This is a genomic window from Microvenator marinus (genome assembly GCF_007993755.1).
Taxonomy (GTDB): Bacteria; Myxococcota_A; Bradymonadia; order Bradymonadales; family Bradymonadaceae; genus Allomicrovenator; species Allomicrovenator marinus.
In genome coordinates this window covers 3,668,859-3,683,298 of sequence record NZ_CP042467.1, presented here as the reverse complement: position 1 = coordinate 3,683,298, position 14,440 = coordinate 3,668,859, and the positions used below count along the sequence as shown (strand labels likewise).

General features: G+C 55.5%; 16 protein-coding genes. 4 read left to right on the top strand and 12 right to left on the bottom strand.

What is annotated here, in order from left to right; genetic code table 11:
• Nucleotides 1-119: 119 nt before the first annotated feature.
• Nucleotides 120-1,607, top strand: a complete 1,488-nt coding sequence (locus FRD01_RS15085; protein WP_146961040.1) for a thrombospondin type 3 repeat-containing protein — start codon at nucleotides 120-122, stop codon at nucleotides 1,605-1,607.
• Nucleotides 1,604-2,404 (top strand): alpha/beta fold hydrolase, encoded by an 801-nt coding sequence (locus FRD01_RS15080; RefSeq protein ID WP_146961038.1) that lies wholly within the window; start codon nucleotides 1,604-1,606, stop codon nucleotides 2,402-2,404. Before FRD01_RS15085 ends, FRD01_RS15080 begins: the two co-directional genes overlap by 4 nt.
• Here the strand turns inward: FRD01_RS15080 and FRD01_RS15075 are convergent.
• The 6 genes from FRD01_RS15075 to FRD01_RS15050 form a co-directional block, all read right to left on the bottom strand.
• On the bottom strand, nucleotides 2,382-3,263 hold the full coding sequence (locus FRD01_RS15075) for a ChaN family lipoprotein (RefSeq protein ID WP_146961036.1): 882 nt from the start codon (nucleotides 3,261-3,263) through the stop codon (nucleotides 2,382-2,384). The genes FRD01_RS15080 and FRD01_RS15075 overlap by 23 nt on opposite strands.
• Nucleotides 3,260-3,814 carry an NADPH-dependent FMN reductase gene (locus FRD01_RS15070; RefSeq protein WP_249755653.1) on the bottom strand — a complete coding sequence of 185 codons (555 nt, stop codon included), beginning with the start codon at nucleotides 3,812-3,814 and terminating at the stop codon, nucleotides 3,260-3,262. The genes FRD01_RS15075 and FRD01_RS15070 overlap by 4 nt, the downstream gene beginning before the upstream one ends.
• A gap of 18 nt (nucleotides 3,815-3,832) precedes the next feature.
• Entirely contained in the window at nucleotides 3,833-4,516 is a 684-nt protein-coding gene (locus FRD01_RS15065) for a site-2 protease family protein (RefSeq protein WP_146961032.1), read from the bottom strand.
• A gap of 67 nt (nucleotides 4,517-4,583) precedes the next feature.
• Entirely contained in the window at nucleotides 4,584-5,528 is a 945-nt protein-coding gene (locus FRD01_RS15060) for a DnaJ C-terminal domain-containing protein (protein ID WP_146961030.1), read from the bottom strand.
• Between the two features lie 47 nt (nucleotides 5,529-5,575).
• Nucleotides 5,576-6,379: a hypothetical protein gene (locus tag FRD01_RS15055; RefSeq protein ID WP_146961028.1), complete on the bottom strand. Its 804-nt coding sequence runs from the start codon at nucleotides 6,377-6,379 to the stop codon at nucleotides 5,576-5,578.
• A gap of 95 nt (nucleotides 6,380-6,474) precedes the next feature.
• Nucleotides 6,475-7,914 carry an endonuclease I family protein gene (locus FRD01_RS15050; protein WP_146961027.1) on the bottom strand — a complete coding sequence of 480 codons (1,440 nt, stop codon included), beginning with the start codon at nucleotides 7,912-7,914 and terminating at the stop codon, nucleotides 6,475-6,477.
• A 209-nt stretch (nucleotides 7,915-8,123) separates the two neighbouring features.
• On the opposite strand from FRD01_RS15050, the gene FRD01_RS15045 reads away from it, so the two are divergent.
• Entirely contained in the window at nucleotides 8,124-8,423 is a 300-nt protein-coding gene (locus FRD01_RS15045) for a hypothetical protein (protein WP_146961025.1), read from the top strand.
• Here the strand turns inward: FRD01_RS15045 and FRD01_RS15040 are convergent.
• Nucleotides 8,383-9,435: an ADP-ribosylglycohydrolase family protein gene (locus tag FRD01_RS15040; protein ID WP_249755652.1), complete on the bottom strand. Its 1,053-nt coding sequence runs from the start codon at nucleotides 9,433-9,435 to the stop codon at nucleotides 8,383-8,385. The two genes, FRD01_RS15045 and FRD01_RS15040, sit on opposite strands and share 41 nt — an antisense overlap.
• A 39-nt stretch (nucleotides 9,436-9,474) precedes the next feature.
• On the opposite strand from FRD01_RS15040, the gene FRD01_RS15035 reads away from it, so the two are divergent.
• Nucleotides 9,475-10,938 carry a lipase family protein gene (locus tag FRD01_RS15035; RefSeq protein WP_146961021.1) on the top strand — a complete coding sequence of 488 codons (1,464 nt, stop codon included), beginning with the start codon at nucleotides 9,475-9,477 and terminating at the stop codon, nucleotides 10,936-10,938.
• Here the strand turns inward: FRD01_RS15035 and FRD01_RS15030 are convergent.
• From FRD01_RS15030 to hutX, 5 genes are all read right to left on the bottom strand, one after another.
• Nucleotides 10,935-12,290 (bottom strand): hypothetical protein, encoded by a 1,356-nt coding sequence (locus FRD01_RS15030; RefSeq protein ID WP_146961019.1) that lies wholly within the window; start codon nucleotides 12,288-12,290, stop codon nucleotides 10,935-10,937. The two genes, FRD01_RS15035 and FRD01_RS15030, sit on opposite strands and share 4 nt — an antisense overlap.
• A 91-nt stretch (nucleotides 12,291-12,381) precedes the next feature.
• Entirely contained in the window at nucleotides 12,382-13,053 is a 672-nt protein-coding gene (locus FRD01_RS15025) for a sigma factor-like helix-turn-helix DNA-binding protein (protein ID WP_249755651.1), read from the bottom strand.
• Nucleotides 13,054-13,096: 43 nt separating this feature from the next.
• Entirely contained in the window at nucleotides 13,097-13,276 is a 180-nt protein-coding gene (locus FRD01_RS15020; RefSeq protein ID WP_146961016.1) for a hypothetical protein, read from the bottom strand.
• Nucleotides 13,273-13,944 carry an NAD(P)H-binding protein gene (locus FRD01_RS15015; RefSeq protein ID WP_146961014.1) on the bottom strand — a complete coding sequence of 224 codons (672 nt, stop codon included), beginning with the start codon at nucleotides 13,942-13,944 and terminating at the stop codon, nucleotides 13,273-13,275. Before FRD01_RS15015 ends, FRD01_RS15020 begins: the two co-directional genes overlap by 4 nt.
• Nucleotides 13,941-14,438 carry a heme utilization cystosolic carrier protein HutX gene (gene hutX / locus FRD01_RS15010; protein ID WP_146961012.1) on the bottom strand — a complete coding sequence of 166 codons (498 nt, stop codon included), beginning with the start codon at nucleotides 14,436-14,438 and terminating at the stop codon, nucleotides 13,941-13,943. Before hutX ends, FRD01_RS15015 begins: the two co-directional genes overlap by 4 nt.
• Nucleotides 14,439-14,440 lie beyond the last annotated feature (2 nt).

Here is a 14,440-nt window from a genome sequence, read left to right as displayed (position 1 = left end):
TTTACTTCAAGAATACATGGCTGGGGATAGCACAGGGTCGAGTCCGGCGCAACTTCTCAGCAACGCTTGTACTATGGGTCTAAAATGCCTATTCTCTGCGAATTCTAAAGGGAGCGAAAATGAAATTCTCAATTCGATTGTTGTGTTGTGCTGCGCTGCTCGCTTGGGCCACTGGCTGTTCTGATGATACCTCAGGGAGTAACGGAAATAACCCTAACAACCCGAGTACACCCAATAACCCAACGGGCACCAACAATCCTACCGGCTCAAATAATGGGAAACCCGACTCAGATGGGGATGGGCTAAGCGATGAAGATGAGATTCGCCTTGGGACCAATCCCAATGACCCTGACTCCGACGGCGACGGTTTGAGCGATGGTGACGAAGTGGCACTTGGAACCGACCCACTCAACCCTGACTCCGATGGAGACGGGTTCTTGGACGGCCCCGAGGTAGACGCGGGTTCAAACCCACTTTTCGGTGATGAGCCGTGTGGGCTTCGCTCCTTTGTGGCGAATCTGGAAGAGAAGCCAATCGACGTCATCATCGTGATCGACAACTCGGGCTCGATGTCCCAAGAGATCGAGGCCGTTGAGAACAATATCAACTCGAATTTTGCGGATATCATCCGACAGAGCGGCATCGACTTCCGAGTCATCATGATTTCGGCCCATGGAGATTTTGAAGACCGACGAATCTGCGTGGCTGAGCCCCTCTCGGGCACCAATTGTTCGCCGATTCCTGGACAACCGGCAAACACACAGAACTTCTTCCAATACGATCTGCCGATTGGCTCACGTAACTCCCTTCCACGCATCATCGAGTCGTTTGACCAGCCCGACCAGCACGGTTTTGCGCCAAACGGGTGGCAAGAGTGGCTGCGTCCTGAAGCCTTCAAGGTCTTCCTTGAGATCACTGATGACGAGCCATCCGGGCGTTTCCCTGACGGTTCTGACGTCAATGCGCTTGAATTTGAACGGCAGCTCTTCCAGCTCGGCGGTCAGTTCGGCACCGAGGGCGACCGAAATTTCATCTTCCACTCGATTATCGGTGTAGATGAAAACAACAATATGGCTTTCCAGCCCACCGACCCTATCAATAACGACCGATGTCCATACGGCGTCAATGTGGGCCTCGAGTACCAAAAGCTCTCCATCGCGACTGGTGGACTGCGATACTCGATTTGCAACCTCGACTCGTACGATGTGGTTTTCCAGGCCGTGGCCCAGAACATCATCGAACAGGCCAAGATCGGTTGCGAAATCGGCTTCCCAGACGCGCCCGAGGGCCTTGAAATCATCGCCGATAGCGTGACCTTGCAGTGGACGCCTAACCCAGGGGCGAGCACGGAGATCGTTGCGCCATCGGACCAGGCACAGTGCGGAAACCGCAACTTCTACGTCGAGAATGATGCCGCGGTCCTTTGCCCGCTGCTTTGTACGGAGGTGGAGGCTTCGACCGAAGGCCGGCTCGAGATGCTGGCGGGTTGTGGAGAGCCGACTGAGGAATGTGTTCCAGAGGACGACTTTGAATTCGATTGTGATGACGGCATCGACAACGATTGTGACGGCCTGACTGACCGGGCGGACTTGGACTGTTTGTTGTGAGCCGACATCGTAGACTTGGGTACACCGAGCATTCTCACGATGGCCCGCCGGTGCTGATGATTATGGGGTTCGGTATGCGCGGGGACGCATGGCGCCGCCAGTCCAGCGTGCTCGCCGAACACTACCGCGTTGTGACGTTTGACCACGCCGGCATCGGCGAATCAGACCCCGTTCCAACTCGCCGCCTCACCATGTCCGACCTCGTAACGGATACCGTTTCGATCTTGGATATGCTCGGCTGGAGCGAGGCTCATATCGTCGGCATCTCGATGGGCGGCATGGTGGCACAGAACCTTGCGCTCCAGCACCCTGACCGCGTTCTTAGCCTGGCTTTGGTGGCCACCCACGCGGGTGGCGTCAAACGTGGACTCCCGCCGCTTGAAGGCATCAAGAGATTCGTCCTCTCGAACGTGGGTTCCCAGCGGATGGAGTCGCTTGCGAAGTTGCTCTTTCCCCCAGAATATCTGGCGAATCACAAAGAGACCGCCATCCAATCTTTGCGTGAGGATTTCCGTGATCCTCCGCCTCCAGAAACCAGGCTTGCGCAGCTTCACGCCGTCTCCACTCATCGAGCCGCGCCTCACCTGCACAAGATTTCTGCTCCGACTCTTGTGGTCAAACCCGAGAAAGACATTCTCATCCACCCACATTGCTCGGATGAGCTCGTACGCCTCATACCCGGCGCTATCTTGGAGACCATTCCTGACGCCGGGCACGGGATTGTGCGGCAAACGCCGGACGCTCTGAACTCGATTCTCTTGGAGTTTTTGAATTCTACGAGGACGGAGCCCTCGTAGACACGATGAAATCGGCCAAGCCAAACACTTCTGACGCGGCTGTACCCGCGGGCGCTGTCACCACCGTAGCCACCCGAGCATTGGGCAGACGCCGCTTGATTCGGCTCGGGATTCCCCAACCCCGCTCTACGTGACCACGTCCCACAATGATCACCACCGGTTGTTGCTCAGACCACGCACGTACGGCCGAATCCGCCATGGTCTCATCCCACAAGACTTGCGCCTGAAAGAAACGCTCAAAACGCGCATCCGTAGTGCTCATGCCGTGCGCGGCGAAAACCTGCCCCAACCAATTGCGATATGCATCAGGCCCAAAAACCAACTCAGGTAAGTCGGCACGCTCCGTCTCGCTCAAACCATCCACGCCCACAGCTGAAACACGTTTTGTGAGCTCGCGACGCACGTTCAGCGCAACGACGGGCAAACCAGCCACCTGAGCCGCCTGCCACAACGGTGAGTAGAAGCCAGGATCAAAGCCCCAACGTGCCTCGTATTCCGTTTCAGCGAGCATTTGTGCCTCATCCAACTCACCGGCAACGTACGCGACTAGAACGGGCTGGAAAGGGCGCTGAAACATCTCCATGCCGAGCGCCGGACGAGCACCGAGCTCGATCAAACCCGAGTACACGCGGGCCTGCATCGCATGGTCCTCAACGGAGTCATGCGACTCCCCGAGCACGATGAAATCGTACTCACTCAAGGCCTGCAAAAACTCCGGTTCACCCAGCTTAGAAACACCATCACGGAAGTCCCAAACACCTTCGTTCAAGACAACTTCGGGCCCGTCATACTGAGGAGGTCCCTCTGGCGCAGTCGCACAAGAGGCCGCCAAAACACTCAATAGGAGCAAGAATCTCACGCGTTCGCCTTGTCCACACGGCTCACAAAATCACCGGCGAGGCTCTTAAGTCGAGCCGAAAGCGCGTCTTCTGCAAGGGTGCCGTCGTCGGCAAACGCCTTGTTGGCCTGCGCCAGCGAGAACATATTAGGGTGCACGTGCACGCCCATACACTCAAGAGGCACACGCAGCGCCCAGAGACCTCGGTTTCCGCCTACAAAACCTGGTGATGCGGACATCAAGAGCCCGTGCTTTCCGCCAAAAGGTTGCGGCCTGTACCGGCTCAACCAGTCGAGCACGTTCTTGACCACAGCCGGGAAAGAAAAATTGTACTCAGGGGTCACGATCAGCACGGCATCATGCGCCTCAACGAGCTCACGCAGCTTGTCCGATGCCTCCGGAAAACCACCGTCTTGAAGCTCCTGATTGTAGAATGGAAGCTCATAATCGTTGAGGTCGATGATGGTGACCTCGGCTCCCGCCTCTCTCAACTCCGAAGCCGCGAGCTTCAGAAGTTTTCGATTCACACTCGCCGCCCGCAATGATCCTGAAAACGCTAGTATTTTTGCCACAATACTTTCCTTCGGGGCTTAACGTGCCCCTTTAGTTTGTTGGAGTATTTGGACGTTCTGCATCCCAAAAAGTAGCAAAATAATGATGGTGAGCATCATGCCACCGGGAAAGAACGTGAAGAGCGCAATCGCAATCAGGGCCAGCACCGCCAATGAAATCATGGCGGTGTAACGATAGGCGCGCGTCATGTTGCCGGTTGCCTTTCGAATTCCGTGCAGGACCACGTTGCCGCCATCCATCGGGAAAATCGGGAGCAGGTTGAAGATGGTCCACACGATATTGGCCATCATCATGAGCTGGAAAAACTCGCCGAGGAGACCTTGTTGAGTCACGAAGAAATAGAGCGCACCGAAGAGCACGACGAGTGAAAAGCTAAACGCCGGCCCCGCAAGACTGATGATGATCGACTGTCCGGGCAAGGCGTGGCCGCGATTCGTGTTGATGGTCACACCGCCGAAGCCCTGAAGCACCATGACGCTCTTTCCGAAGCCTTGTCGGTCGATCGCCACTGCGTGCCCGATCTCGTGCCAGAGAATGCTGATGAAAAGCACGGGTGCCCAGAGCAGGTTCGAGAGCAATTGAGCGGACGTTTGCACGTTCGAAAACACGAAAAACGCCACCAACAAAAGGAAGAGCGGCTCCAAGAACACCGGGTGTCCGTGGACCGAAAAGAGTTTCCAGCGTGGCATATTTGGGAACATGTCTTACCTCGTTTTATCGCCAAATCGGCGCCAACGACTAACCTAAACACGGTTTGGAAAATTTCCCCTATTCTAGCTTTAGATCGGCTCGAATGTCCGTGGTGTAGCCGGCGCTAAGGGCCTCGACGGCCTCGAGGAGCGCATCGTCGATTCGATCCGGCGCCTGAATCTGGATCACGGCGTAAAAGTCACCTTTTTTGGAGCCACGATGCACGCCCTTTTCCTTGAGCCTTAGCTTCGCGCCTGAATTGACGCCCGAGGGCACCGTCACGTTGTATTCACCATGAGGCGTAGGCACCGCAATCTTGGCCCCCTTGACGGCTTCGGCCATGGTGATCGGAATATCGAGGCTCAAGTTCAGGCCGTCTCGATGCAAGATCGCGTGCGGCTGCACTTCGACCGTGAGCAAAAGGTCGCCGGGTTTTGTGCCCGGCCCACCAGGTGCCGCACTGCCTTTGCCTTTGAGTCGAAGCCGCTCTTGGTCCTCGATCCCCGCAGGAATCCTCACCTTGATGCCCTTTCCGTTCACGGTGATATCGAGCTCGCCTCCCTTGATCGCGGTCATGAAATCGAGCTTGAGCTTCGCCTCGAGGTCTTGGCCCTTCATCGGCCCGGTATAGAAGCCACCAAAATTGGAATAATCACTCGTATCAAAGGGGCTTCGCCCACCGAAAATGCTCTCGAAGAGGTCATCATAGCCGCCGGAACGTGCGTACGTGCGCCCCTGCCAATTGCCCTGCGAGTTCTGCCATCGCCCGTATTGGCGGGCCTGTTCGGCGTTGAAGCCCTCGCGCAAACCGTCCACACCGAACTCGTCGTAGAGCTTGCGTTTTTCAGGGTCACTCAGAACTTCAAAGGCCACCGACGCCGCCTTGAACCTCTCTTCTGCCGCTTTGTTGTCGGGGTTCAGATCCGGGTGGTTCTCGCGCGCAATCTGGCGATACGCCTTCTTTATCGTGGCTGCATCGTCGTCCTTACTCACCCCAAGGATCGTGTAGAAATCTTCCGCCATATTGTTATCCGGGTGTGTCGCGCCGTCTTGGACGCCCTACATCTGAATCAGAATGTAGGATCCACCCAGCCTTTGCCAAGGTTTTCGCTATTTCTTCCCTGGCGGCCAATCGACCAACCCGATGTGGGGCGCTTGTCGAGCAAATCTGGCGCCTCGGTCTGGCCGCGCTCGTGCAGCACCACACTGAATCCGGTGCCGCCGACTGGCATTCCCATGCCGTCAGGCACATGTCCGAGAAGGCCAAGTAGACCAAGTTGAGGCGCAGGCAGCTTGCGCGCGGCAGCATCCAGATTGGTAAACCATACCCGCGCGTTGCGCGTCATCACGCTCATCTCGGCGAGCACCGGAATCGCTTCCGGATGAATCGGGTCGAGTCGTGTCTCGGTCGTAGCAAGGAGCCGATGAAGCAGCGCCCAGCCTCGCGTTCCGATATCACGTACTTTTCTCTCATCCCCAAGCGCCTTCTGAATACGCTCGTCGGCGCGAATCATGGCGAGCAGCCGTAGGCCTTGAGCCACCACGGTCACAGTATGGTCGTGGGCGTGAATCTTGGTGCCCATCGCGGTCTGAACGAGCTCCGCATCGAGCGATTTCTTCAACAAGAATTTCACGGTCTGCGCCCACATTTCCAACTCGGCACCTGCCACGTGGACATTGTGATCCGCGATCCGATTCACATCGGCATCTACGTACTTCTCAAGCAGCTTCTCCCCTTCACCGAGCATTTTATGCGCGCCTTCGAGGTCCGACTTGGCAAATCCAGCCTTGGTCAAGGCCTGGGCGAGGTCTGCGTTCTTGAGGCCGGCATCGGCCACTGCGAGCAATCCGAGGAGATGAAAATACGATGTCATGTGATTCTCGTGTCAAAATCCGAGCACCGATTTACCCGAGTTCTAGGCGCCTATGCAACCGCAATGTACACGACCGAGTCGTGTACGCTCGCAGATCAAAAGTCCGCGATATGGTCTACAAGATGCGGCTTCTCCACAAAGGGTTGCTTCGAGCCTTGGAAAACCTGAACGTGGCGCGACCGAATTCGCTCCGCCGCGCTCACAGGATGCTCGCGATGCCACTTACGCAGTACGGACTCCTGACGGTCATCAATGGATTGTTGATAGACCGCGGCGAAGTAGAACATGGAGCGGGCGAGCGCGCCTTTGTGCTCGTCTCGGGGCTCAAAACAACGCACGCCTTCTTCGTCAAACCCGAGCGTCGCTGGGCCGATCTCACGCGTAATCTCAGCGACCTCGCAGAACGGGTGGTTGTTTCGAATCGAGTTGATCTGGCTCGTGACCGGGTAGATATGGTGCAGGTCCGAGCGCGCGGCACCGTCAAATGCACCGTGGCTTTGCGGCCAGGTATGCTCGGCATTCATCAACAAATTGGAAGGAATCGTATCCGTCTCGACAAGGGTCCCGGTGTAGACACACTCGACTACGCCATCCACATTATCGAGGCTCGAGAACATCTCCATCCGAGCGTCATAGTAGCTAATTCTCAGGTGATTCGACTCGTGCAATGCGACCATCGCTCGCCTTAGTTCCTGGCCTTGAAGCTCGTCGAGTTCCTCGATCGTCACATGGTCGGTTTCGTACGCGAAGCACGGCCCTCCCACACATTCCACCGAGAACTCGAACTCACCGTCGACCTGATTGGTATTGGCCAAAACCACTGTATAAGGCGTCTCGCGGTCGATCTCCCAGCCGCGGCCCGCCTCGTCGTTCAGCTGCGGAATCCGAGCGTCGGACGTGCCCCAAGGATTAACCTCAACCATACGTTCACGGGTTTCTGCATCGAGAACACTGAGCTTAGGGTTCCAACGCGCATCCGAGATCTTGCGCAACATAAGCAGCAAACGGTCGCCCTTATTGCCCTTGAGCTCGATCTCAATGCGTTCGCCGCGTTTGATATCTGAGCGGATCACATTCATCACGCTGGTATCGATCCGCTCCGGAACCTCTTGGGAAATCTGCATATCATCAAAGACGATAAGGTCTTTTTTCTGGACGTAGGCACGAAGTCTACGCAACGCCGTCTTACCCACGTAGGGCACGGAGTCGAGCTCGGCGAGCGTGAAGATCACGCGGTCATCATCGGTACGTAGCATGCCGTCGGGACCTTTGCGATAATTCGCAATTTCCTCGGCGCTGCGCCAGTACATATTGGTTTCCGAGATCATCTTGTGCAGCGAGAAGGTGTTCACAACTCGCAAAATCGCGCGTGCTTCGGGTGTGTTCTCGTGAATCGTGTTCGGGATATCTGCCTTGCCATCCACCATGAAAGAATCATTGGGGCCGTCGACCTCAACTTCGTCTTCGACTCCGGCACAAGCGCTCAGGAGCCCAATCAGGGCGATAACAATCCAGATTTGAACACGTTCAACCATTCACTCTCCGTATGAAACAAGCGTTATGGGGATCTAATGTACAAAGCAGGGTTCGTGCCAAGATCGTTCAGATGACCAAAAACCCAACAAAACCAACACCAAGGCCCGCTCCTAAACATGAATTCAATCCTTGACTTTCGCTAAGTGGCTAGTCAAACTTCCACTATAGCCGGAAGATCGATCCCACACTTGCCACCTGCGGAGCCCCGATGAAGAAACTCGCCGTCGAATTTGAGTTCGAGTGTGATGAAGATTGGGATCAAATGACTGGCGACGAACGGCAACGATTTTGCGCGGCACAAGCGGCTCTATTGAGCGGGGCCATTGCCGGCAGAAGCAAGTACTTTGAGGTCTACGAGAACGACAAATTCGGCAAACATTTTAAGTCCACCGAGCGGCACTGGAGGATGAAGAAAGGAGGTATCAGACCCCGTCCTCGAGACATCATGATTTTACGAGGCGACACCCCTAATTCCCAGGATACCGCTCAAAAAAGTGGGGATGATTGATTTTCTCGGGAAAATCATAAAGGTCTTCAGCGACTTGAGTGATGACCTCGCGCAGCTCCAAATCAACGAGTAGATGATTCGGAAACCCAGCGGCACCGTGAAGCAACCCCACCAGATTGCCAGTGATCGAGCCCGTAGAATCTGAGTCACCACCGTGGGACACGGCGAGGCTGATTGCATCCATGATGTTGGGCATCTTCAGGGCCGCGTAAATAGAAATCGCCAGGGCTTCTTCCGCGACCCAGCCTTCCCCAAGCTGTTTGACGGCTTCCTTTGGCGGGATATGCGTCGTGACCAGCGCGCGCGCTCGAATGATCGCTTTCGAACACTCGGCCGAGTCCGAGTCCGACTCTACAAGCTCCAGAGCCTCGTCGATGGACCTGTTCATGGTTTTTCCACGGGCGAGCCCCCAGATGATGGCGGCGAGTGCGCCTCCGGCGATATAGCCACTTGGGTGCGCATGCGTGAGCCACGAAAGCTCCTTGCCCATCTCATAGGCACTGCTCGGGCTCTGGGTGATGAGGCGTGCCATATAGAGCCCAACCGGCGCAATGCGCATCACGGTGCCACAGCCCTTCGATTGGTTTTGCGCCTTTTCACCGAGTTTAGTCATTTGCTTAAGCGCCGTCAGACAGGTGTTTCCAGGCGCACGTTGGTGGTGCAGGTCCTCGTGCCCGATCAGCCAGCCTGGCTGCCCGACCTGAGCCGGATTCTGATGCCCCTGGGTGCTGAGCCATCGAAGATAGGCGTTCGCCACCACGCCCGTTCGGTCCGCGAAACCACGGTGCCCGCCTCGCACATGGCCACGGATTAGTCCTTCTGCCGTGAAGAGAAGCATTTGCGTGTCGTCGGTGATGGCGCCGAGTCTCCCGTAGGCTGGGCGGTACTCTCGAACGCCTTCAGCTCCAAAAAGCCGGTCAATCTCGGCGTCAGACTTGAACTCCACGGCAGCGCCCAGGGCGTCGCCAATGGCTCCGGCGAGCAAACATGCTCTATAACTTAGTTTGTTCATTGTCATACCTGCAGAACACGGGATGGAAAGCCATAAAACTTGGTTAGTTTAGAACACTACCCGATTGACCAGAACACCTACAACTCCTACGTTTGGGCACGTGTAGACCTTCTCACCGGGTGTACACAACCATCTGCTGGATTTGTTCATTTGCCGGTATCTCCAACACCCATCCCACGCGGACTGAGCCCGCGTGTACACTGGCTCGCGACGGCAATATTCACTCTTGCCTCGTGCGCCGACCCCGAACCCACCGACTACGCGGAACCAGACATGCCAGTCGACCTCACGGAGGTCATAGACGCAGCCGAAGACGTACCGCCGGACTCGCACGAAGACGCCGCACCGGACGCAGACCAAGTCCAGCCGAAGATCGACTCAAACTGTCAGGAAAACGGCTGCCTCAGAGAATTCCGATTTGGCCCTCGAGCCTCCAAAGAATGGCTTGAAGGAGTCATCGACCCAACCCTTCAAATCGACAACGGCTACAGTCTCTACACTATCACCTACAAGACGGGGGACTTCGAGTCCTTGGCGACCATCGCTATGCCCGACTCCCCGGCACCCGAAGGCGGGTTTGGTGTAGTGGTCAACGCGCATGGCACTGTAGGATTAGACGACCTCTGCCAGCTCGCCGACACACCCTCAGGTGCAGGGCTCGCGGGGCTATTCGCGAGCCGCGGGACCATCTCGATCGCACCAGACTACCCGGGGCTCGGGACACCCGGGCTGCACCCCTATCTGGTCAAAGACGTCACGGCTCGCGCGGTCCTTGATGCCGGCAAAGCCGCGCTCAATGCCGCCGAATACCTTCAGGTCCTTACCTCAGGCAAGGTGGCCTTGGTGGGCCTTTCTCAGGGTGGACATGCAGTACTTGCGGCCGGAGAGGCCCATAAGGATTGGGCACCGGAGCTAGATCTGGTGGCGATTTCCGCGGCCGGACCGGCTTCCGGCTACCTCGAGCATTGGGCACCGGGCTTTGGATTCGCAGGGTCGCACCTGTACTTTGCGACCATGCTTCTTTGGGCCTGGCAAAACCACTACCAGTGGGACGACGCCATCTTCCTGGCCGATGCCGAGGACTCCGTGGCAAGCGCGGCCCAAGAGTCATGCCTCTGGTCGCCGAACCTCGAAGACATCCCACTTTGGCCGGACCGGCTCCCGAATGAGCCGACCGAGCTCTTTCGCTCCGAATTCTTAAACCAGATGATCGCCGAAGACTTGGCCGACTTTCCGGGTCTAGCGGCGAGTTTTGAGGCGAATCGGATTCGCGGGTTTGAGGCGGAGTTTCCAGTACAGATATGGCAGGGAACTTTAGACGACGTGGTGCTCCTATCAGACACCGCCGAATTGTTGGCTGATTTGGACGCTAGCGGCATGGAAATCGACTTCCAAGTCGTTGAAGGAGCGGGTCACGTCAACCTCGCCTTTGGTTTTGTCGCCTTCCAAGAGATGCGCACTGAGGAATCCATCGCGTGGGTAAAATCGTGCCTAGAGGACTAGAAACCAAGTTTGAGCTCGGGAGGTTTGACCTTGATCGGCTTCCAGACGTGTACCTTTGCGGTCACCCGAGCGCGCTCCTCGTCTGAGCTAAACCCTGCGAGCACACCAGGACCCGCCTCTTTTGGAGAATTACCGGTGAACGTTTCGGCCGAAAAATAAAGGCCGTCTTTCGTGCTCAGCCCGGAAAAGTACTCGTAATGGAAGGCGTGGCCTGGCTCTTTGAGGATCGTTGCTTTTCCACCTTTCTCGATATCCTCGATGGAGTCGAAAGTTAGGACCTGAATCGCCGAAGTATGGCATGAATAGCCTCCCACAAGCCCTCGTTCACAATCGACTGGGCTCAAGACCCTCAACGGCGCACCTGGTTGTGTTTGAGCCAATTTAGCCCCGTCACTAATTTTCCGATTATGAACGAGTTTTCCACGCTTGTTGAAAACCATAATGCGACCATCTCTAAACGACACACCCTTTGCGTTCTCGGATGTTTTGTTCTCTTTAACCAAGGTGACCACCACATGTTCTCCAAATGGCTGAGCGCTCGTTACAAACTCTCCAGTGGTTCGGAAATTTAGGGGCTTATTTTTTAACTTACCATTGCTCTTAATAATCTCTATTTTATTCTTAACCTTGCGTCCGCTTTGGTTCATCTCAAAGGTCAACAAGCCGTCCTTATTCGCCACCAACACTAAGCCTTTTCTTTCCCATATTATCTTACCATCATCGAGATCCATTCGTGCACTGATCTGGACTTCATGATTAGGTTTGATCGGGTAAATTTTTGAACCTTCGGTGCTAAAGTATCCGCCTTTGTAACCAAAATTACTTGCATGGTACTCGACGTAAAGATTCCCGGATTCGTCCGCATGGGGCGTGGCCTGAGCGAATTTGGACTTATTCGCACTGGTTTTCATCCAGACGACCTGGCCATTTTCATCCAACAAAAGAACACGCGCCTTTTGATCTTGTAGAGGTTGTTCCTCGGTCAGGCCCACCGCAACTTTTCCATCTGGAAACGTCGCAATTCCGGTAACAAGGTCGCCTCGTCCCAAGCCATCTTCGGAATGCCCGAGCTCCCACTTGAGCTGGCCATCCAAGCTCATTCGGAAGATGCGTCGAACCTCGCAAGGGCCATTCTCAAAACCCCCGTTTTGGGAGTAGTTGCCGGCCTCCCAGGTCTTCCAAGCGCCGTGATAGTCCACCATGACGATATCGCCACCCGGTAAGAATCCAGCGTGATGACTCTGGCAGCCATACGTCATGGGCTCCGGGTCAGGAGAGTGAAGACGCCCTTGAGCGGTGGCGTGGAGTGGAAGGGCGAATAGGAGCAAAACCAAAGCGTTTGTGACTTTCATGTCAACCTGCAGCAAAAACCAATTTGAACCCAGCGGGTGTGGTTCTTAGGACGGATGACCAATTTAGAAATTCAATCGAGCCCTCTTCTACTTACCATTTGAACCGGGCGATGGTGACTTCACCGGGCTCCCTCACGGGGAACTCACGCGCCTGAATGGATTCCGCGGCGCAATTCAGCAAGGCATCAGACCCTTCGGTCTGAGGATCCCACAACATCTTTAGAACAACGCCACCGCGATCGATCAGCACCCTGGCATGTAGCGTGCCGGGGCCATGCTCATCAACACACGATTTAATCGATGGCTCAAGATCAGTCTGCATCTGAGCCAGAAGGTCGTCGGGATACGCATCGGAGACACGGACATACGCCGCGCGCACGGCATCTTTGGTGTGTACCTGCATTCCCGTAATCCCTGGCATCATGCCTGTAAACGTGATGCCCTCTTTGCCGCCTTGAGTCTGCAGAAGCTTCGACTCTTCCACAGCCACACGCGTTACGCCCGTCGGCTCGAACTCGATCGATTCGCCGTTAACAATTAGCAGTTCGTTGATTTCACGAAGAATTGGTGAGCTACGGTTTGCAACGCCTTTCTCCAAAATCGTGAGTTCCTGGCGCAAAACGCGCAGTCTCTTGCGCACTCCAGAGACCGACACACCGACTTCCTTGGCCACCTCTTCGAGCGTTAGGCCGTCCAAATAGTGGAGCACGGCGATGACCCTCGAAGATTCAGGGGTCCGCCCAAAGAGCTGCGCCAAAAGCAAACGAGCCTTGCTGGTCTCCTCAAAATCCCGGGCGCTCGCGATCTCATAGACGAGGTCGCCACCAGCGTCTTCCGGCCGCCTCTTTTTTGAGCGCAGCCTCCCCTACATCCGCCGGGGTTTGGTCGGGAAGATGTAGGTCGCTATCAGGAGGTCGCGAAGATACCGACGACTCTCCGCAAGCCGTCAAAAGTAAGGCCAATAGAACACCGTTTTGTATTTTCATAGGGTACACCATGCCTTAGGTTGAGGATCCAAAGCCGTTCTGAGATCGGTTGCATCAAGAGCAACCAAGACCCGTCTGAAGGACGCTGGGTTGTCCAATATTTTGACAACGAGCTCGGCCACGTCCTTTCGATAGATATATCCATGTAGATCAGCCACTTCCCAGAGCGCGCCGCCCCGCGTGCTCTCCCCGTTGCGAAGACCACCGGGCCTAATGATGGACCAATTCAAGTCGGTACTGCGCAAATAGTCTTCCGCCTTGGTCTTGGCCAACAACGCCTCTCCAAATGCCTCTTTTGCGCGCTCTGACATGAATGAATAGGACTCACCACACCCCAACGAGGTGACCAATATCAACCGTTTCGCCCCGGACTTCTGCGCACCACGAATGACATTGATGTTCCCAGTGGAGTCCACCCTTCGCCCTTTCACATCACGACCACCAAGCGTTGACACCACGATATCTGGCTTAAATCGCTGGAAAGTGTCGTTCACATCGTCTTGAGAAAAGGCGTCGCCAACATAGATGTCCACACCAAGAGTCTCAATTTGTGAAATATCAGAATCTGCCCTTACCAAGGTTCCGACTTTGGCCCCGGCTTCGAACAAGAATCGCGCAAGTTCCAGTCCCACTCCGCGCGTAGACCCAAAAATTAGAACGCGACTCATTTCACCCTCTCGGCGAGATCACGGAATGCCCTCAGTTGCTCGGGGGCGAGCTCTCTAGCCTCATTGCGGCGCAAGAATATCTTGAACATTGCCCCCCCTTCCCGATTGATGAAAAGAACGGATGCTGTAGGTAAACCCATGAAAGGTCTCTCCAGAAATACGATCTTATCACATCGCTCGGGGCGAAGATGCCCGGTCAATCCTGTCTCAGCCTTTAGATTGTAGAATCCTCTTCCCATGGAACCATCAGGAAACTCTCCTACAAATTCAGCGATGATATCTTCGGTGTGCACAATCGTGGTCACTATCCCCCATGTTGCAATCGATCTGAGCACATCGACGAAGTGCTCTCCAGCTCGCTCCGTTGCAAAGCCTGGAGGCAGGTTGCGAAGTGTTTCAAGCAGTGTCGTGTCAAACTCCTTGGCGACGACTTCGAGTACCGTATCAAAGTGTGATGTAAGATGTTGTGCAAGTGTTGTTTGTGTCGTTGTCATGT

Coding starts and splice junctions, on each gene's coding strand:
- FRD01_RS15085 (WP_146961040.1), top strand. CDS start 120: ATGAAATTCTCAATTCGATTGTTGTGTTGTGCTGCGCTGCTCGCTTGG.
- FRD01_RS15065 (WP_146961032.1), bottom strand. CDS start 4,516: ATGTTCCCAAATATGCCACGCTGGAAACTCTTTTCGGTCCACGGACAC.
- FRD01_RS15060 (WP_146961030.1), bottom strand. CDS start 5,528: ATGGCGGAAGATTTCTACACGATCCTTGGGGTGAGTAAGGACGACGAT.
- FRD01_RS15055 (WP_146961028.1), bottom strand. CDS start 6,379: ATGACATCGTATTTTCATCTCCTCGGATTGCTCGCAGTGGCCGATGCC.
- FRD01_RS15050 (WP_146961027.1), bottom strand. CDS start 7,914: ATGGTTGAACGTGTTCAAATCTGGATTGTTATCGCCCTGATTGGGCTC.
- FRD01_RS15045 (WP_146961025.1), top strand. CDS start 8,124: ATGAAGAAACTCGCCGTCGAATTTGAGTTCGAGTGTGATGAAGATTGG.
- FRD01_RS15040 (WP_249755652.1), bottom strand. CDS start 9,435: ATGAACAAACTAAGTTATAGAGCATGTTTGCTCGCCGGAGCCATTGGC.
- FRD01_RS15030 (WP_146961019.1), bottom strand. CDS start 12,290: ATGAAAGTCACAAACGCTTTGGTTTTGCTCCTATTCGCCCTTCCACTC.
- FRD01_RS15020 (WP_146961016.1), bottom strand. CDS start 13,276: ATGAAAATACAAAACGGTGTTCTATTGGCCTTACTTTTGACGGCTTGC.
- FRD01_RS15015 (WP_146961014.1), bottom strand. CDS start 13,944: ATGAGTCGCGTTCTAATTTTTGGGTCTACGCGCGGAGTGGGACTGGAA.
- hutX (WP_146961012.1), bottom strand. CDS start 14,438: ATGACAACGACACAAACAACACTTGCACAACATCTTACATCACACTTT.